This window comes from uncultured Granulicatella sp. (assembly GCF_963545075.1).
In the GTDB taxonomy this organism is placed as follows: Bacteria; Bacillota; Bacilli; order Lactobacillales; family Aerococcaceae; genus Granulicatella.
Genome location: NZ_CAUUHX010000027.1, coordinates 1 through 23,326, shown reverse-complemented (window position 1 = coordinate 23,326; position 23,326 = coordinate 1). Strand labels below are relative to the sequence as shown.

The window sequence follows — 23,326 nt, the reverse complement described above, 5'->3', positions numbered from 1 at the left end:
TCATACTAACTTCTAGTTTTGATACTTAACTAGAAGTTACTTTGAAACTTTACGGAAAAAATGCTGAAACTGTCATTCTATTTTTTATTTTACAATAGCCCAAAAATATTGTACGCTTAGAATTAGAAAAACTTTTCATGAAAGTAGGATATTATGATACGGAATAGTAAAAAATCAATTGGATTAAGTGATAAAATCCGTATGCAAAGAGATTCAAAAGAAATATTATTAGAAGGTTCTTCCTGGTTAACGATTGGTAGTATGGTTTCCAGATTACTAGGAGCATTATACATTATTCCATGGGGAGCGATGTTTGCTACTCAACGAGATGATGCAAACTTCTTATATTTCATTGCATACAATATTTATGCATTAGTATTACAAATTTCAACGGCTGGGATTCCAGTAGCCATTTCAAAAATTGTGGCGGATAATCAATCTAGAAAAGATTATGAAACAAGTTGGAATATTTTTAAAGGCGGAATGTTATTTATGACCGCAACAGGAATTATCAGTGCGATTGTCATGTTTGTAACGGCTCCTTATTTTGCAAAAGGGGGTTCTGCTCAAGAAATTCAAGATAGTATTTTAGTCATTCGTTCTCTGGTTCCAGCAGTGGTAATTATTCCTCCATTAAGTTTATTAAGAGGATATTATCAAGGGTATAGTGATATGGCACCTTCTGCTAAATCTCAGTTATGGGAACAAATCGTGCGTATTATTTATATGTTACTCTTAACGTTTATCGTCATGAAATTGTTCGGTGGTAGTTATGCTGTAGCAGTTGCTCATTCAACTTTTGCTGCATTTGTTGGGGCAGTCGTTGCATTTGTGTACTTAGGGTATAAAATGTGGAAAGATATGCCTGGAATGAAGCAATTAATGAGTGAAGGGCGTCCTGCTCGTAATATGAGCTTTGGGCGAATTGTCTTTGAAGTGATTCGTGAAGCTTTACCATTTGTCATTGTGACTTCAAGTATTCAGCTAATTAGTATCTTGGATCAAGAAACTTTCCAACCATTAGCGATGACATTTACTCATTTGAATTTTGAACAAAGTAAAGAATTATTAACGATTTTTGGATTTAATGCCAATAAAATTATTATGATTATTTTATCTCTTGCCATTAGTATTTCAACAGCAGCATTACCATTATTAGCTTCTCATTTTTCAGTGAAAAATCATGTAGAAGTGAAAAATGTAATCGAAGAAAATATTGGTTTATATTCCTTTATTATGATTCCAGCTTCTGTTGGGATGGCAGTTGTAGCAGAACCAATTTATAATGTGTTTTATTCGCCAAGTAAAGATGGAACGTATTTACTAATGGTTTCTTGTGTTCTATGTATTTTTATGGGGGCCTTTACAGTCTTTACTTCGATTCAACAATCAATGGAGCAACATATGATTGCGATTAAAGCATTAGTGATTGCGTTATTAGTGAAAATATTATGGCAACCAATGATGATTTACTTCTTTGAAGGTGCAGGACCATTATGGGCGACAAGCCTTGGGTTTATTTTAGCAACCGTTTATATGGGCTATCACTTATATTATCAAACCTTATTTAATTTGAAAAAAGTGGGTATTCAATTAGCAAAAATAGTAGGAATTTCATTCATCATGATGATTGTTAGTTCCTTAACGCTACTAGGATTAAAACAAATCATTAATATTGATGGAAAATTAATGGCGATGATTGCTGTTGCGATTGTTGGTTTTGTCGGAGCGATTGTTTATGGATTGATGAGCTTGTATACAAGATTAGCAGATGAATTATTAGGTCAAAGAATGGTTGCGATTCGTAGAAAACTAAAAATGAAGGAGTATGTTCGGTGAGACTAGATAAGTTTTTAGCAGATTCTGGAATAGCAACACGCTCCCAAGTGAAACTCATTTTAAAACAAAAGCGTGTTCGAAAAAATCAAGAGATTGTAACCAATGGTAAAGTACAAATTGATGAGAAACTAGATGAAATTTATTTAGATGATGAAAGAGTCTATTATGAAAAATATTTGTACTATGTGATGAATAAGCCAAAAGGAGTTATTTCTGCTACAGAAGATACGAAACATGCAACTGTTTTGGACTTGATTGGGGAATTGGCGCAGAAACGAGGAGTCTTTCCTGTAGGAAGACTGGATATTGATACGCATGGATTTCTATTATTAACGAATAATGGAGCTTTGAGTCATGCAATGTTGTCTCCTAAAAAACATGTGGAAAAAACCTATGTTGCTAAAGTTGAGGGAATCATGACTGATGAGGATCAAGTTTCTTTTGAAAAGGGAATTACATTGGACGATGGTTATGAATGTATGCCTGCTCATTTAGAGATTCTTTCCGTGGATGAAAGTCATCCATCTTCACTTGTCCAAATTAAGATAAAAGAAGGGAAATTTCATCAAGTGAAACGTATGGTAAAAGCTTGTGGAAAAACAGTCGTAGATTTACAACGAATTAGCATGGGGCCATTACGCTTAGAGGAGTCCTTAAAACTTGGAGAGTTTCGTAGTTTAAATGATTCAGAATTAAAAGCCTTAAAAATTTTTAATGTAGAATTATAATGAATAGAGGAGTAAGAAATGAAAGTTTCTTATTCCTTTTTTAGTGAACTCTTCTAGCAAAATATATGGAAAAATGATAAGATAAACCTAATGAATTTCGTAAAGGAGCGATAATATGACAATTGATTGGAAAAAAGAAGTTGAAAGTCGTAAAGAAGACTTATTAAAAGATTTATTTGATTTATTACGTATTGATAGTGTTCGTGATGATTCAAAAGCAAGTGAGGATGCACCAGTAGGTCCTGGTCCTAAAAAAGCTTTAGAAGCCTTTTTAGCTATTGGGGAACGTGATGGATTTACAACAAAAATGGTTGGAAATTTAGCAGGTCATATTGAATTTGCTCCAAATCCTGATTATAAAGAAACATTAGGAGTATTAGGACATGTGGACGTTGTTCCTGTTGGAACAGGTTGGGAAACAGACCCATTTGAACCACAAATTATTAATGATCGTATTTATGCTCGTGGTTCAAGTGATGATAAAGGTCCAAGTATGGCAGCTTATTATGCGCTAAAAATTATTAAAGAATTAGGCTTACCAGTGTCAAAACGTGTTCGTTTCATTATTGGTACAGATGAAGAATCTGGTTGGAAATGTATGGATCGTTACTTCCAAACAGAAGAAATGCCAGATTTTGGTTTTTCACCAGATGCTGAATTCCCAATTATTAACGGAGAAAAAGGAATTTTATCTTTACATTTTGAATTAGCTGCAGGAGAAAGCACAGGCGAATATCAATTGAAAAACTTCCATTCTGGATTAAGAGAAAATATGGTACCTCAAGATGCAAAAGCAGAAGTAGTTGTACCAAATTCTTCAGAATTTGTAGCAGCATTTGATGCATATATTGCTGCAAATCCAGTAGAAGGAAAAGCTGAAGTTCAAGAAGATGTAGTTGTATTAGATGTAGTTGGTAAATCAGCTCATGGTTCAACTCCTCAAGCAGGAATTAATGCAGCAACTTATTTAGCAGCATTCTTAAATCAATATGATTTTGCTGGACAAGCGAAAAACTTTTTATCATTTGCTGCAGATGTGCTACACTTAGATACTGATGGTGCAAAATTAAATGTGGCATTTGAAGATTCAGTAATGGGACCATTAACAGCAAACGCAGGTATTTTAACATTTACCCCTAAAGTAGGAGGAAAATTAGTCGTTAACTTCCGTTACCCACGTGGCATTGATGCTAAAACAGTTGAAACAAAAGCAAATGAAGTATCTTCAAACTATGGATTAACTGTTTCTGCTGGTAAATCTCAAGTGCCTCACTATGTTTCACCTGAAGATCCATTGGTAGCAACATTATTAGACGTCTATGCAAAACAAACAGGACTTCCAGCTCATGAACAATCTATTGGTGGAGGAACTTATGGTCGTATTTTTGAACGTGGAGTAGCGTATGGTGCTTTATTCCCAGATTCAATTGATACAATGCACCAAGCAAATGAATTCTTTGCATTAGATGATTTATTCCGTTCAGCTGCTATTTATGCAGAAGCAATCTATGAACTAATTAAATAAGAAATCAAAGAAACTTTTTAAAGGACTAAATTTTCGCTATAAAATGCGGATTTTGGTCCTTTTTTTTCGAAAAAAATTTTGCTATAGAGTATACAAACGTGATATACTAATCCTGTATGTAAATTAATATGTAGATAAATAAATTTTGGAGGAAGAGATATGGGATTTTTATATTTCTTACTAGTAATCGTGGTATTAGGGGCCATTGGTTACGGAGTAGCACATTACTTAAGTCAAAAACAAAGTAAAATTATCGAAGAGTTAGGAGTTAAAAAACAAAAATTAATGACTGTTCCAATTGCAGATATTTTATTTACGTTAAAAAATCTGAATTTAACAGGACAAACAAAACGCACGTATGAAACATGGCAAGCAACATGGCAAACCATTACTCGTTTCCGCTTCCCAGAAATCGAAGCAGCCTTAGTGAGTGCGGAACAATATACTCAACGTTTGAATTTTGTCAAAGGTGCTCAAATTTCAAATCAAGCTAGTCAATTAATTGAAGAAACTAAAGCAGAAGTTGATAAAATTTATACAGCATTACAAAAATTATTAGATAGCGAAAAGAAAAACCGTGAAGAATTAGAAGTGTTACAAGAACGTTATGCAAGTATGCGTAAAGATTTATTAGCACATAGTTTCTCATTTGGTGAAGCATTAGAGTCACTAGAAAAACGTTTATCTTATTTAGAATTAGATTTTACAAAATTCAATACTTTAACAAATGAAGGCGACCACTTAGAAGCTAAAGAAGTTCTAGGACGTATCGAAACTGAAATGCAAGATTTCGAACAAATCGTTGAAGAAGTTCCTAAATACTTAAAAGAAATTGAAGAAGATTATGAAGACCAAGTAGCTGACTTAAAAGAAGGCTATCAAAAAATGGTAGAAGAACACTATCAATTCCCTAAAATTTCTATTCCTGCTGAAATTCAAAAGATTGAAGAAATTATTGCTGTTGCACGAGAACATATTAAAGCAACTGAATTAGAAGAAGCTCGTCAACAATTAGATAAAGTTGCACGTGAAATTGATCAATTATATTTAGTGATGGAAACTGAATATGAAGCAAAAGCATTTGTGAAGAGAAATCGTACTCAAGTAGAGAGAAAATTAAATCAAGTATTACAAAGCAACCGTTATGTAAATATTGAAGTCGATCGTGTAGCTCAAAACTTTGTATTAGCGAATAATGAATTTAATCGTGTTCAAGAGTTTGCTAAACAATTAGAAAAAGAGCAAGAGTCGGTTGCTTACTACAGTAAAGCTTTACAAAATCAACAAGTACCTTATTCAATTGTGAAAGAACATTATGAAATTGTATTAAATACTTTAAAAGAAATTGATGAAAATCAATTAGCATTAGTAAATACATTGAATGATTTAAGTCAACAAGAAAAGAGTATTCGTGATGGTTTAGATGTATTTGAATTAGATTTACGTAATATGAAACGTACGATTGAAAAATATCATTTACCAGGCTTACCAAAAGAATATTTAGAATTATTCTTTGCAACAAGTTCTCGTATCGAACAATTATCTCAATTAATGAATCGTGTAAAATTAGATATGACTGAAATTACAGGATTAAATCAAACCATTGAAGATGATGTTGAAAAATTAGACATTATGACAGAAGAAATAGTGGATAATGCTCAATTAACAGAGTACATGATTCAACAAGCTAATCGTTATCGTTTAGAACATCCTGAAATAGATACAGCAATTCAACAAGCTTTAGAACAATTTAATCATTTCTATCGTTATGCTGAATCATTAGCGATTATCGAAAAAGCATTAAATCAAGTGGATCCTGGTTCTGCACAACGTGTACGTGATAGTTATCAATCAGAAAAGAATAATAGTTTATTCTTCTAAAGTAAAAAAAGAAGCCGAGAGGCTTCTTTTTTGTTTTAAAATCCCATTTTACGTGTTTTTTTGGTGAAAAAATGGTACACTTAACATAATATGATAACGAATGAAAGGATGAAAGTTGTGTCTCAAAAGAAACAGCGTTATCGTGCGAACATTGCTGGAAAGACTTATACCATTTTAGGTACAAAATCTCATCAGCATATGCATAGCGTCATTAAATTATTAAATGAACAGTGGAATGAACTCAGTGAAGTTGCTAAAGAATGTTCTAATGAAGAAAAAGCCATTTTACTAGCGATTAATGCAGTGAGTTTACAATTAGAAAAACAAGAACAATTAATGATGTTAGAAGAAGAAAATCAACAATTGAAGAAAAATGTTCCACATCATAGAAGTAGTAAACGTCAAAGTATTGCTCTAGAACGTAAGGAACAATTTGAAAAACAGTTTGCAGAACAAGAAGATTTATGGAGAAAGTAGGTCGTAAATGGTAACGATTGGAATTGTTATATTTTTATTATTAGGAATTTATACAGGTGCTAGAAGAGGGTTAGCTTTACAAATCCTTCATCTTGTTGGATATATTCTATCAGCATTTATTGCAGTATTTGGTTATCGAACATTTTCTAAAATGATTGAAATGTATGTACCTTTCCCATCTTATATTCCTGGCACACATTTAGCAGTTTTTTCAGATGGACAAGCATTAGGAATGGATCAATCATTTTATTATTTATTCTCATTTATTGTCATTATGGTTGTGAATTGGGCGATTGTTCGTTTAATTACAACAGTGATTAAAGAAATGACCAAATTACCTATTATTAAACAATTTAATACATTAGGGGGAGCGATTTTAGGATTTGTTTTCCACTATGTAGCAATTTTCTTTGTATTATATTTAGTAGCGATGATTCCTACAGATTCCGTACAAAAGATTTTTGAAGGACATACTCTAGCGAATTGGATTGTGACGCATACACCATTATTCTCAGGAATTGTTAAAATGTGGTTGTTTTCATAATCTATGATTAGAAATCCATTCAATGAAAAATAGTAAAATCTATAAGAGTGGAAAATAATATTTATTTTTCACTTTTTTTCTGTCTAAAGGAGGAGAAAGCATGAATCAGAAAATTGAAGATATTTTAGAATTTCATAAAATTCGACATGCTGTCAGAGAATTTGCGAATACTCAAAAAGCAAAAACAATGATTCTTCAATTACCAATTGAAACAAATGCTAAAAAAATTCGACATAAAATTGAAGAAACAAGAGATGCTGTCACAATTTTACGATTAAAACAAGGAATTCCGATTCCTAAATTAGAAGATATTAGTGTATCGATTAAACGATTAGAAGTAGAAGCAGGTTTAAATGGAAGAGAATTAAGTGAAATTTTAAAAGTATTACAAACTACAAATCAAGTGGCAACTTTTTTTGAAAAAGTGAAGGAAGAAGACATTGTATTAGATCGATTACCACAATTAGTGGAGAAATTAGAATATTTACCAGAAATTTCGAAACAATTACAACTATCGATTCGTGAAGATGGGTATGTATTAGATGATGCATCTGTTGCATTAAAGGGAATTCGACAAGGAATCTCTAGAACCGAACAAGAAATTAAAGGGCAATTGGATACATATGTGACAGGAAAATATGCAAAATATTTAACAGACTCTTTAATTACAATTCGTAATGATCGCTATGTTGTTCCTGTTAAAGCAGAATACAAATCAACTTTTGGTGGAATTGTGCATGATCAGAGTGCAACTGGTCAAACATTATTTATGGAACCACAAGCGATTGTAAACTTAAATAATAAATTACGTGATTATCAATTACAAGAGAAGAAAGAAGTCAAGCGTATTTTACTGGAATTATCAGAAAAATTAATGCCTCACACACCTTCATTAACACAAAATCATTATGTATTATCTCGTTTAGATATCGCAAATGCAAAAGCACTCTATGCCAAACAAATAAAAGCAAATGAGCCGATTATTGATGAAGAGAACCATGTTGCCATTTGGCAAGCAAGACATCCTCTTATTTCGCCTAAATCAGTAGTTGCCAATGATATTATTTTAGGACAAGAATATCAGTCAATTGTCATTACTGGACCGAATACGGGTGGTAAAACGATTCTTTTAAAAACAATTGGGATTATCCAATTAATGGCTCAAATGGGATTATATATTCCAGCATTACCGGATAGTCGTGTAGGAGTCTTTACGCAAATTTTTGCAGATATTGGGGATGAACAATCGATTGAACAAAACTTAAGTACATTCTCATCTCATATGTCGAATATCGTTTCAATTTTACATAAAATTGACGAGAAAAGTTTAGTGTTAATGGATGAGATTGGTTCAGGTACTGACCCACAAGAAGGAGCTTCATTGGCGATTGCAATTTTAGATTATATTGGGACAAAACAAAGTTATGTCATTGCAACGACTCACTATCCTGAATTGAAAGTCTATGGATATAATCGAGTGGGAACGATTAATGCTAGTATGGAGTTTGATAGTGATACACTGCAACCAACGTATCGATTCTTATTAGGCGTTCCAGGACGAAGTAATGCCTTTGATATTTCTGCTAGACTTGGACTTCCAAAAGTTGTAATTGAACAAGCACGACAATTTATTTCAGTTGAAAGTCAAGAATTGAATGAAATGATTTCTGATTTAGAAAGAAAACGTCGCATTGTAGACCAAGAAAAAACAGTCATTCAACAACAATTGAAAGAAAGTTCTCAATTATTAGAAGCATTGAAACTTGAAACAGAAAACTTCAAGGAAAATAAAGCTCGACTCATTGAACAAGCAAAAGAAAAAGCCAATGAATTAGTCTCTCAAAGTCAAGAAGATGCAGAAAAAATCTTGTCGGATATTCGTGCAATGCAATTGAAGAGTAAGGAAACAGTTGTGAAAGAACACGAATTAATTGAGAAGAAAACAGCTTTAACGGATTTAAAACATGAACAAGCGTTGAAGAAAAATAAAGTACTAAAACGTGAAAAAGCTAAGAAATCATTGCGCCCAGGACAAAGTGTGGAAGTAACAAGTTTCGGACAAAGAGGAACATTAGTTGAAAAAATTTCTGAGCAAGAATGGGTTGTTCAAATGGGTATTATTAAGATGAAATTGCCGGTTGAAGACTTGATTAGTATTGAGGAAGAACCAAGTAAACCAACTCAAGTCATTGTGAAGAGTCATCGTTCGAGTCATGTTTCAACGGAATTGGATCTACGTGGGAAACGTTATGAAGAAGCGATTAAGGATTTAGAATTGTTCTTAGATGCAGCTTTATTAGCGGGATATCCTCGTGTGACGATTATTCATGGTCGTGGTACGGGTGCGATTCAACAAGGGGTTCATAAGACTTTGAAGAAACATCGCAGTGTGGCTTCTTATGAATTTGCTCCAATGAATATGGGAGGAAATGGGGCTACGGTAGTTCTATTTAAATAGTTTAGAATTAGACTTTTTTGATGTAGAAAAGAATATTGTTTCGTGAGCAGAATATTTTGTAAATGGAATGAGGCTTGTTATACTATGGTTACAAGTGAGAAGAAAGGGTGATTTTAATGGTACAATCATTAAATGATAGCAATTTTGTAGAAAAAACAAATGAAGGAGTTGTGTTAGTAGACTTTTGGGCACCTTGGTGTGGACCATGTCGTATGCAAGCTCCAGTTATCGATGCATTAGACGAAGAATTGGGAGATAAAGTGACTTTTGTAAAAGTAGATGTTGATGAAAATCCTAATACTGCTCGTCAATTTGGAGTAATGAGTATTCCAACTTTACTTGTTAAGAAAGATGGCGAAGTAGTGAATAAAGTTATTGGCTACCATTCTAAAGAACAATTAGAAGAATTGTTAGAACAATATTTATAAGAAATAGACTTTTCTAAAAAATTCTGTCGGTGAGAAATCATTTGGCAGGATTTTTTTCGTATATAAAATTCAAAAATAAAAAACTCCTTTGTCTGCAAGGTCGCCAGCAGCCTCGCAAAGCGAGTCTCATGGCTAAAATTCGAGCCTTGGTCTCGAATTTTCCCTATAAAAATCCATTAAGACTGAATTTTTATTTATGCAGCAAAGAAATTTTTTATTTTTGAATTTTATAAGGGATGAGAGTAATTCCTCAACTGAGTAATTAAAAATATAGCTATTCCATTTTAAAAATGTTTATGGTACAGTATATGCGTAGAAAGTTTGAAAGCGCTGGCAATCTCTTAAAAAGGTAGGTGATGCTTATGAGCATTGAATTAAATCTACTAGGAAGGAGGTTGCGATTTGTCAAACTATGAAGTGTTGACATTAATAGGTACCTTTGCCATGGTATTATTGGCATTGTTGTCATTGATTGTCAAAATCATAGAAATAATGACAAAAAAATAACACCGCTCATGACTTTGACTAGCTGAGTGGTGTTAAATCATCATAAAATAGCCACCGTCTTTTTAACGGTCTACAAGAGAGTCGAGTTACAGCTCGGCTCTTTTTGTATCTTTAGTATAACACAAATTGTGTAATATACAATTATTTTTAGTTTGTTGTATTCTTCGTTCAATATTTCCAATGCTATTTTCTATGATAGGGCATGAATCTCATTTAATAATATCATTTACGTATAGAAAAATTTAAGAAGAAAAAATTTTCTTTGTAGCATTAGTAAAAATCCATTTTTTTATGGATTTTTACAGGGGAAATTCGAGACCTAGGCTCGAATTTTAGCCATGAGACTCGCTTTTGCGAGGCTGCTGGCGACCTTGCAAACAAAGGGAATTTTTTCTTCTTAAATTTTATTAGTGCTGCTAAAAAAAATATTTTTTTAACTAGTTGACAAAAGGAAATAAAAGGTTTATAGTTAGTTACACAAGTAGTTAACCGGTAAAGTGTTTGATTTTATAGAAAGGAAGAGAGGAATGAAATTTGATTTTCAAAGTGACTTGCCATTATTTCAACAAGTGGCTTACCAACTAGAATTAGAAATTTTTAGAGGAACTTACCAAGAAGGAGATCAAGTTCCTTCAACGACAGAGATATCCACGAGTTATCAAATTAATCCAGCAACAGTATTAAAGGGGATGAATTTATTGGTTGCACAAGATATTTTAGAAAAACGTAGAGGATTAGGAACTTATGTTAGCGTAGGTGCAATGCATATTATCCAAACAAAACGACAAAAAGAATTTTTGGAATCAACTATTCCAACTATTGTTCAAGAAGCACAAACATTAGGAATTAGTAGTCAGGAACTTTTATCAATGATAGAAAAAGAAATGACTCGATAAGGGAGTGAAAGAAATGGCTTTAGAAGTTAGAAATTTATCAAAAAAATATAAAAAAAATCTTGCAGTAAAAGATGTGAGTTTTACATTACAACCTGAAAGCATCTATGGATTACTAGGAAGAAATGGTGCTGGAAAAAGTACTGTTTTAAATATGATTGCTCATCGAATTGAAAAAAATTCAGGAGAAATATTATTAGATGATCATCCTTTATGGACAACACCAGAAGCAATGAGTGATATTTACTTATCAAGTCCTGAAAATTGGTTTCCAATTGATTGGAAAGTGAAAAAAATTATTAAAGTTTTCCAAGAAATTTATCCAGAATTTGATACAGAGTTTGCCGAAGAATGTATGAAAGTATTCGGAGTTGATGAGAAAAAGAAATTAGTTGAATTATCTACAGGGTATAAGAGTATTGTAAAGTTAACATTAGCACTCAGTGTACCTGTATCCTATGTATTTTTAGATGAACCAGTTTTAGGATTAGATGCCAACCATCGTCAATTATTTAATAAAAAATTATTAGAAGCGTATGCTCGTAGACCAAGAACTTTTGTGATTGCAACGCATTTAATTGAAGAAATCTCTTACTTATTAGAAGAAGTAATTGTAATTCGTGATGGGGTAACTTTCCAACAATCAAGTGTTGAAGAAATTTTACAACATGCTTATTTAGTAACTGGATCAAAAGCAGTTGTGAGTGAGTTGATCGCAAATCAAACGATTATTCATCAAGAGGAAGTTGGAAATCAATTACAAGCTGTTATCATTTCACAACAAGTTCCTCAAGAAACAGCTGATTATTCTGTTCGTCGCTTAACATTACAAGAGTACTTTATTCAGCTAACACGCAAGGAAGGTGAATAAGATGTCTAGATTTTATCAATTATTAAAAATTCAGATTTTGGATTATTTACGTATTTTATTCATTGGTTTGGGGTCATATTTGGGTGTCATTAATATTTTAAACTTTATCGATCGTTCAGAGGGGTTTTCATTTACTATAAATTTACCAGCCATAACTTTTTTAGCAATTACTTTATTGGGAATAGCTTTTTCTGTTTCTAATTTTAGAGTGATGAATCAATTGAGTTTTACAAGAATCGAGCAATATAAATTTTCAATTTATATGGGAGCTGTTATGACAACTATATTAACGCTTAAAAGTATCTTCTTTTATGTATTATCTGATCAAGCAGCTTCAGTTGGGATTCAATTAATTCAATGGCCTAGTTTAGAAACTAATGTTGCTCTAGGAACTCTTTCTTTATGGGGATGGTTATTGGTGATGTATTTATTTACCTCAGCTTTAGGGCTTATTTTAAATAAATTTACTAATCAAAAAATTGTACTGGTAGTAACTAGTCTAAGTTTAGGGGGGACATTTGCTATTCTTGGTATACTTGCTCGCACAGAAGCAGTAAATAACTTCCTAGACAAAATGAAACAATATAATCTTCCGCTTAGTTATGTGATGATTGCTGTGTCAGCTTTATTTTTATACGTAGTGACTCGTCATCATGAAAGTAAAGAAGTCGGTGTAGGAATGTAGAGGTGAGCATCATGTCAAATTTACAAAAAAGGCTATTAAAGTTATTTTTTATTGAACGTTTAAAAGTGATGGGATTTTCATTTTTATTCTTTAGCGGTATAGTTGTTATTTTTTCACTGATTCCTCGTATAGAAACTTTTGTGTTTGAGTTTGAGTTTGAGGGAAGTACATTGATCACGTTTGCGATGATATTCAGTATATTTTTAAAATGTATCCCTCAATTTCAATTGAGTACGATGGCAGGGTTAACTCGAAAGAAAATTATTATGAATGAATTGTTGTTGAACACTATCAATGTACTAATTACTTTAATCATCTTTTTGATTGCTTCCGTTTTAAAGATTAATTGGACAATCGGATCGGTTCATATTTATTTTAGCCCTGAGATGATACAGTTTGGTTTAAATTCTTGGACAGGAATGATCACCATTTTTCTTAGCTTGTTTGCAAGTTTTATGGGAGTGACAACTTTCTTTTTAGTGATGAACAAGTTTACATCGAAAAAAGCATTTGTGTTTATGATATTTTTAATGTATCCAATCGTTGGACTGTTTGTCATGATTGTGACATCGATTCCGAATTTATTAAGCTTCTTAATAGCGAGCTACAATTTCTATATTCAAAATCTATTTATTGGAAATGTCATTCTTTGTGGACTGATGACAGTTTTATTCCTACTTGCAATTTATAAACATGAAAGTAAGAGTACAGTTTCAGATGTTTAACGATAAAACATGTTAGTAGTTTTTGCTAACATGTTTTATTTATTATGAGAAATTTAAGAATAATAGGCTTTTCCTACAAAATTGAACAATCCATGGTATAATGAATCAAGAGAAAAGAAGAAAGAGTGAACAACATGTCGAAAGCAATAGGATTCATTGATTCGGGTGTAGGAGGATTGACTGTTTTAAAAGAAGCTTTAAAACAATTACCTCATGAATCAATGATTTTTTTAGGAGATTCTGCAAGATGCCCGTATGGAAATCGAACAGTTGAAGAAATTAGAAAATTTACAAAAGAAATGGTTCAATTTCTCCTAAAAAAAGATGTAAAGATGATTGTGATTGCCTGTAATACCGCAACAGCTGTAATCCTAGAAGAATTACAAGAAACTTTAGACATTCCAGTAGTGGGAGTGATTCAACCTGGAAGTTTAGCAGCGATTAAACAAACAAAAACACAGAAAATCGCAGTATTAGGAACTCATTCAACGATTCAAAGTGATGTATATCGCAAAACACTACAAAAGAAAAATCATCAATTAAGGGTGACCAGTTTAGAATGTCCAAAATTTGTTCCTTTAGTCGAAAGTAACCAGACTGATTCACCAATTGCTAAAAAAGTGGTTGCACAAACATTACAACCTTTAATGGGAAAAGAATTTGATACTTTAATATTAGGCTGTACTCATTATCCTTTATTAAAGCAAAGAATCCAAGCAGTTGTGGGTCCTCAAGTTACATTAATTGATTCAGGTGCAGAAACGGTTTCTACCGTTAGTGCGTTATTAGATTTTAATCATTTAGCAGAAAATTATGAAACGAATCCTTCTCCAACATTAGAAATCTATACAACTGGTTCACCTATTTTATTTAAAGAAATTGCAGAAAATTGGTTGAATAGAAGTCCGTTAACTGTTGAGAAAGTGAGTTTAGAACCTTACAAGGAGGAAGATATGTCTCAAAAAGAATTAGTAATTGCAACGAAAAACGCTGGTAAAGCAAAGGAGTTTGCTAGTATTTTCGAACCAAAAGGATATAGTGTCAAAACATTATTAGATTTTCCAGAATTAGAAGATGTTGTAGAAACAGGTCAAACATTTGAAGAAAATGCCCGTTTAAAAGCAGAAACTATTGCAGAAAGACTACAAAAAATTGTATTAGCAGATGATTCTGGATTATGTGTGGATGCTTTAGAGGGACAACCTGGTGTTTATTCCGCAAGATATGCTGGAAATCAAAAAAGTGATGCTGCCAATAATGCAAAATTATTAGCTGAATTAGGAGAATTACCTTCTGATAAAAGAAGTGCACATTTCCATTGTTGTTTAGTGATGGCTGCTCCTAATCATGAATCTTTAGTCGTTGAAGGCATTTGTGATGGAGAAATTGCAAAATTTCCTTCAGGAGAAGGAGGATTTGGATACGATCCATTATTTTTCGTACCTGAAATTCAAAAAACATTTGGTCAATTATCTCGTGAAGAAAAAAATCAAATCAGCCACCGTGCAAAAGCTGTTAACTTATTAGTAGAACAATGGGAAGAATGGTTAGAATCGGTAAATCATAAGTAAGAGGTATTATTATTATGAGTGATAACCATGGACAAAAAATGGCACTACAAAAAGTATTTGAATACTATCAATCAGATCCTGAAGTGCAATTTATTCATTGTGGTGATTCAGAGTTTCCTTATGAAGATGAAGTTTTTCAAGGCTGTCTTCGAGTAACGGGAAATTGTGATTATGATACAAATTATCCGGAAGTAGCTGTATTAGAAGTAAAAGGAATTCGATTTTTAGTAACGCATGGTCATATGCAAGCAGTAAATAGTGGGGTGTATCGCTTAGCGAAATTCTCAAAAGAACAAGGAGCTCAAGTAGCTTTTTATGGTCATACGCATAAACTATATGAGGAAACATATGACGGAGTATTATGTATTAATTCAGGAAGTGTTTCTTATCCAAGAGGACATTTTGCGATGACTCCAACTTATGCAGTTTTAACGATTCATTCAGAATCGGAAATTGAATTACAATATTTTGATATGAAACATCAAGCATTAGAGGGACTTCAGTATAACTATCAGTTAGATGCAGAAAGAGGATTTATTCATGATTAATCAGGTAGTACAAAACTTATTACTAGAAGAAAAGGATAAATTATTTATTGCGGCAGATAAAGTAGCGATTTTAGAAGAGGATCATACATTAGATCATGCCATGTTAGTCTTAACTCATGTACGTTACTCTTTAATTCCAGTTGTCAATCGTCAAAATAAATTAACAGGATTAATTTCTTTAGCGATGATTTTAAATCAAGTTGCTACATTAGAAAAAATTGATTTAAGTCAATTACATGATTTTCAAGTAAAAGAAGCTATGGAAACAAATTTTCCAACGATTACATTTGAAACAGAAATTGAAGATGTCTTGAATGCATTAGTCGATCATAGTTTCTTATGTATTACTAATGATGAAAAAGAATTTGTGGGAATTGTGACAAGAAAAGAAGTATTAAAACGTGTGAATTATATGGTTCATGAATTAAATCATAACTATGAATTAGTGGAAAAATAATAAAATGTTACTCCTTTTTACGGGAGTAACATTTTTATTTACTAGCAATATTTAGTGCCGTATTACTTGTTGGAAGAGAAATACCGGCTTCAATTAATGCTTCTTGATAAAGTTTTAAAAATTGATTATAAATCATATGTTGTTTTCCATTTTTAGTGAAAATACTAATTCTAAAAACAAATTGTCCATTTGGAAGAGTTTGAGGTCCGATAATAGTTGGTCCTTTTACAATTTCTGGATATTGTGAAGCATTTTTGGCATTGACTTGATCAACAGTATCATAGACAATCGTTAAGTCAACGTCACTGAAAAGTGGAATTTCAATTAAGGCTCTCATATCACCTCTAGATTGATTACTAACAACAGAAATGCTACGATTTGGAATGAAATGTAATGTTCCATCAAATCCACGTACTTGAGTTGTTCTAACTCCCACATTCGCAACAGTTCCAGAAACAGCACCAATAATAACCGTATCTCCAACATCATATTGGCGTTCTAGTAAAATAAAGAATCCATTCACAACATCACTTAAAAATCCTTGAGCTCCTAAACCAATAGCCACACCGGCAATCCCAGCACCTGCTAAAAGACTCGTAATAGGAATGCCTAAAATCACTAAAATCGAATAAATTAACACGAAGTAAAGTAAATAGTCTAAACAGTTTTCTAATAAACGCATTAAAGTATTTTTGCGAGCAACACTTTGTGAAGATAATCGAATCGATGAAAGAACTGTTTTTTGAAATACTTTATGTAATACTTTCTTTCCGATAAGAAATAAAATCCATAGAAAAGCTAGTGATATTAATTTCGATAAAATTTCAGATAAAATCATTTGCCATGGAATTGAAAGCCAATATTGTTCGAAAAATCCTTGTATAGTTGAACGAATATCCATGAGTTTTCCTCCTTTCTTATTTTCTTTTATATAGTTTATCATAATTAAAATAATTTAGAAAATACTATATCACTTTTAGTAGCGTTTTATGCATGATAATGGTATTATGATTAATAATATCGGAAATTGAGGAGGGATGTTCAAAATGTCTGGAATAGAAGTTGCAGCTTTAATTGCAGCATGTTCATTTTTAGGTTTAGTAGTGTTTCTAGTGTTAAGATTGAATCCGATTTTAAGCAAATTTGATCAAACATTAAACCATGTGAACAACTCTATTGAGATTATTACAAGGGATGTCGATAATTTATCTATTGAAGTAGAGGGATTATTGAATAAAACAAATGCTTTAGTAGATGATATTAATGGAAAAGTAAAAAGAACGGATCCATTATTTACAGCTATTGGGGATTTAGGATTAACAGTTTCTGATGTAAATCATTCAACTCGTTCCCTTGCGACTAGAGTTTCAAGCATCAAACCAGCTCGAACTTTAGGGATTTTATCTGTTGGAAAAGCGATTTTATCAAGAAAAAAATAATGAACGGAGTGAAGAAAAATGGGTAAAAAAACAGGCGGATTTATTTTAGGAGCATTTATTGGTAGTGTGGCAGCAGCTGCAACAGCTTTATTATTTGCACCAAAATCAGGTAAGGAATTACGTGAAGATTTAGCAGTAAAAGCAGATGAATTGAAAGAGCAATTATCTGACTATGTAGATATTTCAATTGAAAAGGGTGTTGAATTATCAGAAGTAGCTTTAAATGCTACAGAAGATATTCGTGTGAATTTAAAAGATTCAGCTTCTCAATTAAAAGATACAGTTACAAAATCTGCAATTAATTTGAAAGAAGAAGTTTCTCAAACTGTAAGTAAAGTTCAAGATACTTTTGCAACTAAGAAAGAAAAAGCAGAAGAAGTTGTTGCAGAGTTAAAAGAAGAGGTAAAGGCGTAAAATAGACTTTCATGAAGTAGCTAAGGACGCAAGCAGCCTCGCAGATGCGAGTCTTATTGCTAAAATTCGAGCCTTGGTCTCGAATTTTCCTGTACTAGAAGCCGAGTAGCTTCTAGTACTCAAGCTACAGAGGTAAGTCTTTTTACTTGGAATGGATAGAATAAGAGTCCGAAAAAATAGACTTCCCTGAAGTAGCTAAAGGACGCAAGCAGCATCGTAAAAATGAGTCTCATTGCTAAAGCTACATTTTCTAAGACAATAAACGAAAAACCGAGGAACTAAAAATTTCCTCGGTTTTTGTTATATTCTAATTTTTTGTAACTTCATGAGGGAAGTGGGTAAATAGTTCGCATCCGTCTTTTGTGACTACTAAACAATCTTCTGCACGAACGCCGTAGTCTTTTGCAATATATACTCCAGGTTCAACTGAGAAGCACATGCCTTCTTCTAGAATCATATCATTTCCTTCCATAATGGATGGAAATTCATGGCAACTTTGACCAATTCCATGCCCTAAACGATGGATAAAGTATTCACCGTATCCTTTTTCTGTAATATAATCACGTGCAATTGCATCAATTTCACTAGCTTTCATTCCTGGTTTAACGGCTTTAATGGCTAAATCATGAGCAGTTTTTACAATTGTAAAAATTTCTTGGTGACGTGGATCTTTTGCATTTTCTTCACCGAAGAAAATAGTACGAGTCATATCGCTCGCATAACTATTATGCATAGTTCCTAAATCAAAAAGTACCCATTCGTTCTTTCTTAATTTTCTATCTCCTGGAACTCCATGAGGATCAGCAGCATGGTCTCCAAACAATACCATCGTATCGAAACTCATAGAAGTAATGCCTAATTTTTTCATTTCATATTCGATTTTAGCAACGACTTCTAATTCTGTAATGCCTTCTCTTAAGCTTTGAATTCCAATTTCTACTGCTTTATCTGCATAAGTTCCTGATTCTTTTAATTTTTGAATTGCATCAGCATCTTTTCTTAATCGTAAATCATTAATGACAGGAGTTAAATCATCTGTCCATTGAATTTCTGGAATTTCTTTTTTCAAGTTTTCAACAGTGTGTAATGTAATAAAGTTTTTCTCTACAGCCCATTTAATAGGAGAGTCAAATTGTTCTCGAATGGCAGAAGTTAATATAGCCCATGGGTTTTCATGGTCTTGATAACTAATAACAGTAAAAGTTGGCTCAGCTGTTTGTGCCATATTTTTTTCAAGAGCAGGAACAAAGAGTAGCGGAGAATGAGTGGCAGATACAACCATCGCTAAAACACGTTCATGTGGATCTGTCGTATAGTGGGTTAGTAAACTAATCGTTGTAGGATCTTGAATGAATGCAATATCACAATTTAGTTGTTTTAAAATGTTGGTAAAATGAATATAAGTTTGTTTGTTACTCATAATAAATCCTCCATATTTTTTAATTTGTAAGCATATTTTATCACAAATAGATTGAAAAATGTAAAGAGTTTCAAAAAATATGAAAATAGTTATATGAAACGCTTGCAAAAACTCGTGAAAAATGATAACCTTTACTTAGAATAAAGTACAAATACATATTTTTTTAAATATTTAGAGGAGAATATCTATGGAAAAACAAACAATTACAATATATGATGTTGCCCGTGAAGCTAATGTTTCTATGGCAACTGTTTCCAGAGTTGTAAATGGAAACCCAAATGTTAAACCAGCAACAAGAAAAAAAGTTTTAGATGTCATCGATGAATTAGATTATCGTCCTAATGCAGTAGCACGTGGTCTTGCAAGTAAAAAAACAACTACAGTCGGAGTAATTATTCCTGATGTAACAAATTTATATTTTGCAAGTTTAGCAAGAGGGATTGATGATATTGCTACAATGTATAAATATAATATTATTTTAGCGAATTCTGATCAAAATAATCATAAAGAAATTCAAGTGTTAAATACTTTATTGTCTAAACAAGTAGATGGTATTTTATACATGGGGAATAATTTAACACCAGAGTTACGTGCAGAAATTGTACGTTCTAAAACTCCAATTGTTTTAGCTGGAACGATTGATTCTGATCATGTTATTGCTTCGGTTAATATTGACTATAAAGTAGCTACTCAAGAAGCGGTTCAAAAATTAATTGAAAATGGACACAAAAATATTGCTTTTGTTACAGCTTCATTAAAAAATACTTTTGCCTCTGATTTACGTTTAGATGGTTATAAGGAAGCACTAAATGTCGCTAAAATTAATTATAATGAAAAATTCGTTTATGAAATTCCTTTAACCTACCAAGCAGGAGAAGCTCTCTCAGAGAAATTATTAAGTGCTGGAATTACAGCAGTGGTTGTAACTGATGATGAAGCAGCAGTTGGTTTATTAAATGGATTATATGATAATGGAGTCAATGTTCCTAAAGACTTTGAAGTTATTTCAAGTCATAATTCAAAATTAACAAAAATGACTCGTCCAACCTTAACAACAATTGCGCCTCCATTATATGATATTGGAGCAGTAGCGATGAGATTGTTAACGAAAATTATGAATAAGGAAGAAATTTTAGATACTGAAATTACTTTACCTTATAAGATTGAATATCGTCAAACAACTAAATAACTACTAAAAAAGACTTCGAGATTTTTCCTCGAAGTCTTTCTTTTAATTTCTGGATTTCGTTGTCTGTGCTGAAGAAGTAGGTTTTGGTTTTTCAGATGAAGATTTTTTCTTATCTTTATCTTCGCTAGATTCTTTTTCTTTTTCCTCTTTTTTCTTCTCTTCTTCTTTTTCTTTGTCACTCTGTCCATTCCAATATTTTTCTAGTTCAGCATTAGTGGCACCTACAGCAAAGTGATAAGTAGGAGCAATCGGTCCAAAATCTTTTTTGAATAAGTCTGTTGTAGTACTTCCACCAATAGAATAAGTTTGACCATTATAAGTAGCTGTTCCAGATTTTGTTCCAGTAGTAGAAACTACAGAATCTTGATACACTGTTGAAGGTTGAATGAATTTTGCGCTTTGATTAAATAAACTTGGTTTTGCACTATAGACTGCATTCATAAGACTCGTCCAATTTCGTAAACTTCTCATAGTTGGATGTCCATATCCATCAGATTCTGTGATAGAGTAACGTGCACTATAGAAGTTATCATATCCAATCCAAGAACCAAGAGTTACTTCAGGAGTATATCCCACAAACCAGTTATCTACTTCAAATTCTGACGTACCTGTTTTACCAGCTATATCTGCAGTAAATTTCAAGTTACTTTTAATATTATAGAAATCAGTTGTTGCTGCAACTTGTCTTAAAATATCTGTTGTTAAATAAGCTGTTGCAGGTGAGAAGACTTCAGTCGACTTGTCTTCATGTTGATAAACAACTTTTCCACGAATATCTTCAATTTTTTCAATTAAATAGGCTTCGTGATGAACACCGCCATTTGCTAAAGTAGAAAAGGCGCTTGTTTGTTCCATTACAGTAGGTCCTGTTTTAGTACCACCAATGGATAAAGCAATATTTTGATATTCTTCTTCGCCAATTCCTTGAATTCCCATTTTCTTCAAATATTCTCCAGCGTTAATACCCTTGGAAAGCATTGTTTGGAAAATTTTAATCGTTGGGTTATTTAATGAATTTTTTAATGAATGACGAGCAGTTAAGAAGTTATTAGAAATTCGATTACCGTAGTTGGTAGGTTCCCAATAAGTTCCATTTTGTTGTAAAATACTAATTTTTGTATCTGGAATGATACTAGCTGGATAAATAATATTATTTTCCATAGCTGGAGCATAAACAAGTAGTGGTTTTATCGTTGAACCAGGAGAACGATGTGTTGTAAATGCATGGTCTACTTGGTTAACTTGGAAATCACGACCCGCTACGAATCCTAATATACGTCCTGTACTGTTTTCAATTAATACTGCACCATTTTGTGCCATATCGGTTTGTTTCTTAGCTTCACCGGTATTTTGATCAATATATGGTGTTTGATAAGTTGGTCCAATTTTACTTCCGTTAATAGCCGTAGATTCTTGCATCGCTTCATAGATCCCTTGGTCAACAGTAGTAGTAATTTTGTATCCACCTGTCGCTAATTCAGCATTGGCACGATCATAATATCGATTAAATAATTCTGTATCTTTTTTTAATTGGTCATAAGTCAAACGATCTTTCTCAGCCATTTTTTTCATTAAAATTTTTGTAGCTTCACGATTAACTGCTTGATATAAATACGATTGACGTTGTGTTGAAATTTCTTCAGGTGCTAAAAAGTCCTGAGTAATATCATAAGCTAACGCATCTTCGTATTGTTGTTTCGTAATTTTCTTTTCACGATACATGCTAAAGAGAACTGTTTTCATACGAGTTAATCCTGCTGAAACATCTTCTTTAAGTGTAGCGTAGTTTGTATATGGAGTATACGTAATTGGATTTTGAGGCATTCCAACTAAGTAGGCAGCTTGAGGTAATGTTAAGTCTTTTGCTGACACTCCAAAAACTCCTTGGGCTGCTTCTTCAATACCTGAAATATTTAATCCATTATGATTTCGTCCAAATGGAGAAACATTTAAGTAAGCTTCTAAAATTTGATCTTTTGTAAAATGTTTTTCTAGACGAAGCGCATATAAAATTTCATTTGCTTTTCGTTTAAAAGTAACTTCACTTGTCAAAATTTGTTGTTTAATTAATTGTTGCGTTAAGGTAGAACCACCAGAAACTCCAGAACTAGAAGAGGCTGCTTCTTGAAGAAGAGCACGGATTAGAGCTTTAGGAACAATTCCCTTATGTTGATAGAAATAACTATCTTCTGTCGCAACAATACCATCTTTTACAAAGGGAGAAATTTTATCTAATGTAGTCACTAAACGAACTTCATCGCTTGTAACATCAGAAATCTTTTCGCCATCTTGATAATAGAAACTAGAAACTAAGTTTAAATTCGTAATTGCATCTGACATTTCTTCTTGTGTTAATGGTTTTTCATTGGCTGTCAAGCTTGCAAAATATCCTAATCCAATTCCTGTTCCAAAAATTCCTAATAATATAAATCCACATAATAGAATAAATAATAAATTTTTAATCACAGAAAAACTTACATTGAAAATAAAACGTAAGTGTTTTTGCAAAGGTTGATTCCAAAAAGCCAAGAATTCTTTGAAAAATTCTCGAATGTTATTCGAATTTGGCATATTTTCAACTCTTTTCTTTTTAAGTATACTATCAGCCATATTATATCAAATAATTCAAGAAAACGCTAATTTCTTAATGAAATAAGGCGTTTGAGTGGGGAAAGCGTAAAGTTTCAAAGTAACTTCTAGTTAAGTATCAAAACTAGAAGTTAGTAT

22 protein-coding genes are annotated in these 23,326 nt (G+C 32.4%); 19 read left to right on the top strand and 3 right to left on the bottom strand.

Annotated elements, in window-relative coordinates; genetic code table 11:
- Positions 1 to 153 precede the first annotated feature (153 nt).
- The 16 genes from RWZ86_RS05100 (at position 154) to cbpB (ending at position 16,137) form a co-directional block, all read left to right on the top strand.
- The gene (locus tag RWZ86_RS05100; RefSeq protein WP_314680464.1) at positions 154 to 1,839 is read left to right on the top strand and encodes a polysaccharide biosynthesis protein; all 1,686 of its coding nucleotides are present in this window, start codon (positions 154 to 156) and stop codon (positions 1,837 to 1,839) included.
- Positions 1,836 to 2,567: a pseudouridine synthase gene (locus tag RWZ86_RS05095; RefSeq protein WP_314680463.1), complete on the top strand. Its 732-nt coding sequence runs from the start codon at positions 1,836 to 1,838 to the stop codon at positions 2,565 to 2,567. The genes RWZ86_RS05100 and RWZ86_RS05095 overlap by 4 nt, the downstream gene beginning before the upstream one ends.
- A gap of 115 nt (positions 2,568 to 2,682) precedes the next feature.
- Entirely contained in the window at positions 2,683 to 4,092 is a 1,410-nt protein-coding gene (gene pepV, locus RWZ86_RS05090; protein ID WP_314680462.1) for a dipeptidase PepV, read from the top strand.
- Between the two features lie 159 nt (positions 4,093 to 4,251).
- The gene (locus tag RWZ86_RS05085) at positions 4,252 to 5,973 is read left to right on the top strand and encodes a septation ring formation regulator EzrA (RefSeq protein ID WP_314680461.1); all 1,722 of its coding nucleotides are present in this window, start codon (positions 4,252 to 4,254) and stop codon (positions 5,971 to 5,973) included.
- Positions 5,974 to 6,090: 117 nt separating this feature from the next.
- A complete protein-coding gene (zapA, locus tag RWZ86_RS05080; RefSeq protein ID WP_314680460.1) occupies positions 6,091 to 6,450 on the top strand; it encodes a cell division protein ZapA in 360 nt (119 codons plus the stop codon).
- A gap of 7 nt (positions 6,451 to 6,457) precedes the next feature.
- Positions 6,458 to 6,994 (top strand): CvpA family protein, encoded by a 537-nt coding sequence (locus RWZ86_RS05075; protein ID WP_314680459.1) that lies wholly within the window; start codon positions 6,458 to 6,460, stop codon positions 6,992 to 6,994.
- Positions 6,995 to 7,094: 100 nt separating this feature from the next.
- The gene (locus tag RWZ86_RS05070) at positions 7,095 to 9,452 is read left to right on the top strand and encodes an endonuclease MutS2 (protein ID WP_314680458.1); all 2,358 of its coding nucleotides are present in this window, start codon (positions 7,095 to 7,097) and stop codon (positions 9,450 to 9,452) included.
- A gap of 116 nt (positions 9,453 to 9,568) precedes the next feature.
- Positions 9,569 to 9,880, top strand: coding sequence for a thioredoxin (trxA, locus tag RWZ86_RS05065; protein ID WP_314680457.1), 312 nt, complete (start codon positions 9,569 to 9,571; stop codon positions 9,878 to 9,880).
- A gap of 417 nt (positions 9,881 to 10,297) precedes the next feature.
- Positions 10,298 to 10,387, top strand: coding sequence for a hypothetical protein (locus RWZ86_RS08245; RefSeq protein ID WP_399544892.1), 90 nt, complete (start codon positions 10,298 to 10,300; stop codon positions 10,385 to 10,387).
- Between the two features lie 527 nt (positions 10,388 to 10,914).
- Positions 10,915 to 11,283: a GntR family transcriptional regulator gene (locus tag RWZ86_RS05060; RefSeq protein ID WP_006702888.1), complete on the top strand. Its 369-nt coding sequence runs from the start codon at positions 10,915 to 10,917 to the stop codon at positions 11,281 to 11,283.
- A 13-nt stretch (positions 11,284 to 11,296) separates the two neighbouring features.
- Positions 11,297 to 12,151 carry an ABC transporter ATP-binding protein gene (locus RWZ86_RS05055; protein ID WP_314680456.1) on the top strand — a complete coding sequence of 285 codons (855 nt, stop codon included), beginning with the start codon at positions 11,297 to 11,299 and terminating at the stop codon, positions 12,149 to 12,151.
- 1 nt (position 12,152) lies between these two features.
- Complete coding sequence (locus RWZ86_RS05050; RefSeq protein ID WP_314680455.1) at positions 12,153 to 12,836, top strand: hypothetical protein; 684 nt, start codon at positions 12,153 to 12,155, stop codon at positions 12,834 to 12,836.
- Positions 12,837 to 12,847: 11 nt separating this feature from the next.
- A complete protein-coding gene (locus RWZ86_RS05045) occupies positions 12,848 to 13,561 on the top strand; it encodes a hypothetical protein (protein ID WP_314680454.1) in 714 nt (237 codons plus the stop codon).
- A gap of 134 nt (positions 13,562 to 13,695) precedes the next feature.
- Positions 13,696 to 15,132 carry a glutamate racemase gene (racE, locus tag RWZ86_RS05040; protein WP_314680453.1) on the top strand — a complete coding sequence of 479 codons (1,437 nt, stop codon included), beginning with the start codon at positions 13,696 to 13,698 and terminating at the stop codon, positions 15,130 to 15,132.
- A gap of 14 nt (positions 15,133 to 15,146) precedes the next feature.
- Positions 15,147 to 15,680 (top strand): metallophosphoesterase, encoded by a 534-nt coding sequence (locus tag RWZ86_RS05035; protein WP_314680452.1) that lies wholly within the window; start codon positions 15,147 to 15,149, stop codon positions 15,678 to 15,680.
- Positions 15,673 to 16,137: a cyclic-di-AMP-binding protein CbpB gene (gene cbpB / locus RWZ86_RS05030; RefSeq protein ID WP_314680451.1), complete on the top strand. Its 465-nt coding sequence runs from the start codon at positions 15,673 to 15,675 to the stop codon at positions 16,135 to 16,137. Before RWZ86_RS05035 ends, cbpB begins: the two co-directional genes overlap by 8 nt.
- Positions 16,138 to 16,171: 34 nt before the next feature.
- Here cbpB and RWZ86_RS05025 read toward each other — a convergent pair whose 3' ends face one another.
- Entirely contained in the window at positions 16,172 to 16,975 is an 804-nt protein-coding gene (locus RWZ86_RS05025) for a mechanosensitive ion channel family protein (protein WP_314680465.1), read from the bottom strand.
- Positions 16,976 to 17,183: 208 nt separating this feature from the next.
- Between RWZ86_RS05025 and RWZ86_RS05020 the strand changes: the two genes are divergently transcribed.
- Both RWZ86_RS05020 and RWZ86_RS05015 read left to right on the top strand, forming a co-directional pair.
- Complete coding sequence (locus RWZ86_RS05020; protein ID WP_314110757.1) at positions 17,184 to 17,576, top strand: DUF948 domain-containing protein; 393 nt, start codon at positions 17,184 to 17,186, stop codon at positions 17,574 to 17,576.
- A gap of 18 nt (positions 17,577 to 17,594) precedes the next feature.
- The gene (locus tag RWZ86_RS05015) at positions 17,595 to 17,990 is read left to right on the top strand and encodes a YtxH domain-containing protein (RefSeq protein ID WP_314680450.1); all 396 of its coding nucleotides are present in this window, start codon (positions 17,595 to 17,597) and stop codon (positions 17,988 to 17,990) included.
- A 307-nt stretch (positions 17,991 to 18,297) separates the two neighbouring features.
- Here RWZ86_RS05015 and RWZ86_RS05010 read toward each other — a convergent pair whose 3' ends face one another.
- On the bottom strand, positions 18,298 to 19,410 hold the full coding sequence (locus RWZ86_RS05010; RefSeq protein ID WP_314680449.1) for a Xaa-Pro peptidase family protein: 1,113 nt from the start codon (positions 19,408 to 19,410) through the stop codon (positions 18,298 to 18,300).
- 187 nt (positions 19,411 to 19,597) lie between these two features.
- Between RWZ86_RS05010 and ccpA the strand changes: the two genes are divergently transcribed.
- Positions 19,598 to 20,599: a catabolite control protein A gene (ccpA, locus tag RWZ86_RS05005; protein WP_314680448.1), complete on the top strand. Its 1,002-nt coding sequence runs from the start codon at positions 19,598 to 19,600 to the stop codon at positions 20,597 to 20,599.
- Positions 20,600 to 20,641: 42 nt separating this feature from the next.
- On the opposite strand, the gene RWZ86_RS05000 is transcribed toward ccpA, so the two are convergent.
- Positions 20,642 to 23,170, bottom strand: a complete 2,529-nt coding sequence (locus RWZ86_RS05000) for a transglycosylase domain-containing protein (RefSeq protein WP_314680447.1) — start codon at positions 23,168 to 23,170, stop codon at positions 20,642 to 20,644.
- Between the last annotated feature and the right edge of the window lie 156 nt (positions 23,171 to 23,326).

What these genes read in the sequence shown, in the direction of transcription:
- RWZ86_RS05100 (WP_314680464.1), top strand. Translation starts at nt 154, where the DNA reads ATGATACGGAATAGTAAAAAATCAATTGGATTAAGTGATAAAATCCGT.
- pepV (WP_314680462.1), top strand. Translation starts at nt 2,683, where the DNA reads ATGACAATTGATTGGAAAAAAGAAGTTGAAAGTCGTAAAGAAGACTTA.
- RWZ86_RS05085 (WP_314680461.1), top strand. Translation starts at nt 4,252, where the DNA reads ATGGGATTTTTATATTTCTTACTAGTAATCGTGGTATTAGGGGCCATT.
- RWZ86_RS05075 (WP_314680459.1), top strand. Translation starts at nt 6,458, where the DNA reads ATGGTAACGATTGGAATTGTTATATTTTTATTATTAGGAATTTATACA.
- RWZ86_RS05070 (WP_314680458.1), top strand. Translation starts at nt 7,095, where the DNA reads ATGAATCAGAAAATTGAAGATATTTTAGAATTTCATAAAATTCGACAT.
- trxA (WP_314680457.1), top strand. Translation starts at nt 9,569, where the DNA reads ATGGTACAATCATTAAATGATAGCAATTTTGTAGAAAAAACAAATGAA.
- RWZ86_RS05060 (WP_006702888.1), top strand. Translation starts at nt 10,915, where the DNA reads ATGAAATTTGATTTTCAAAGTGACTTGCCATTATTTCAACAAGTGGCT.
- RWZ86_RS05055 (WP_314680456.1), top strand. Translation starts at nt 11,297, where the DNA reads ATGGCTTTAGAAGTTAGAAATTTATCAAAAAAATATAAAAAAAATCTT.
- RWZ86_RS05050 (WP_314680455.1), top strand. Translation starts at nt 12,153, where the DNA reads ATGTCTAGATTTTATCAATTATTAAAAATTCAGATTTTGGATTATTTA.
- RWZ86_RS05045 (WP_314680454.1), top strand. Translation starts at nt 12,848, where the DNA reads ATGTCAAATTTACAAAAAAGGCTATTAAAGTTATTTTTTATTGAACGT.
- racE (WP_314680453.1), top strand. Translation starts at nt 13,696, where the DNA reads ATGTCGAAAGCAATAGGATTCATTGATTCGGGTGTAGGAGGATTGACT.
- RWZ86_RS05035 (WP_314680452.1), top strand. Translation starts at nt 15,147, where the DNA reads ATGAGTGATAACCATGGACAAAAAATGGCACTACAAAAAGTATTTGAA.
- cbpB (WP_314680451.1), top strand. Translation starts at nt 15,673, where the DNA reads ATGATTAATCAGGTAGTACAAAACTTATTACTAGAAGAAAAGGATAAA.
- RWZ86_RS05025 (WP_314680465.1), bottom strand. Translation starts at nt 16,975, where the DNA reads ATGATTTTATCTGAAATTTTATCGAAATTAATATCACTAGCTTTTCTA.
- RWZ86_RS05020 (WP_314110757.1), top strand. Translation starts at nt 17,184, where the DNA reads ATGTCTGGAATAGAAGTTGCAGCTTTAATTGCAGCATGTTCATTTTTA.
- RWZ86_RS05015 (WP_314680450.1), top strand. Translation starts at nt 17,595, where the DNA reads ATGGGTAAAAAAACAGGCGGATTTATTTTAGGAGCATTTATTGGTAGT.
- RWZ86_RS05010 (WP_314680449.1), bottom strand. Translation starts at nt 19,410, where the DNA reads ATGAGTAACAAACAAACTTATATTCATTTTACCAACATTTTAAAACAA.
- ccpA (WP_314680448.1), top strand. Translation starts at nt 19,598, where the DNA reads ATGGAAAAACAAACAATTACAATATATGATGTTGCCCGTGAAGCTAAT.
- RWZ86_RS05000 (WP_314680447.1), bottom strand. Translation starts at nt 23,170, where the DNA reads ATGCCAAATTCGAATAACATTCGAGAATTTTTCAAAGAATTCTTGGCT.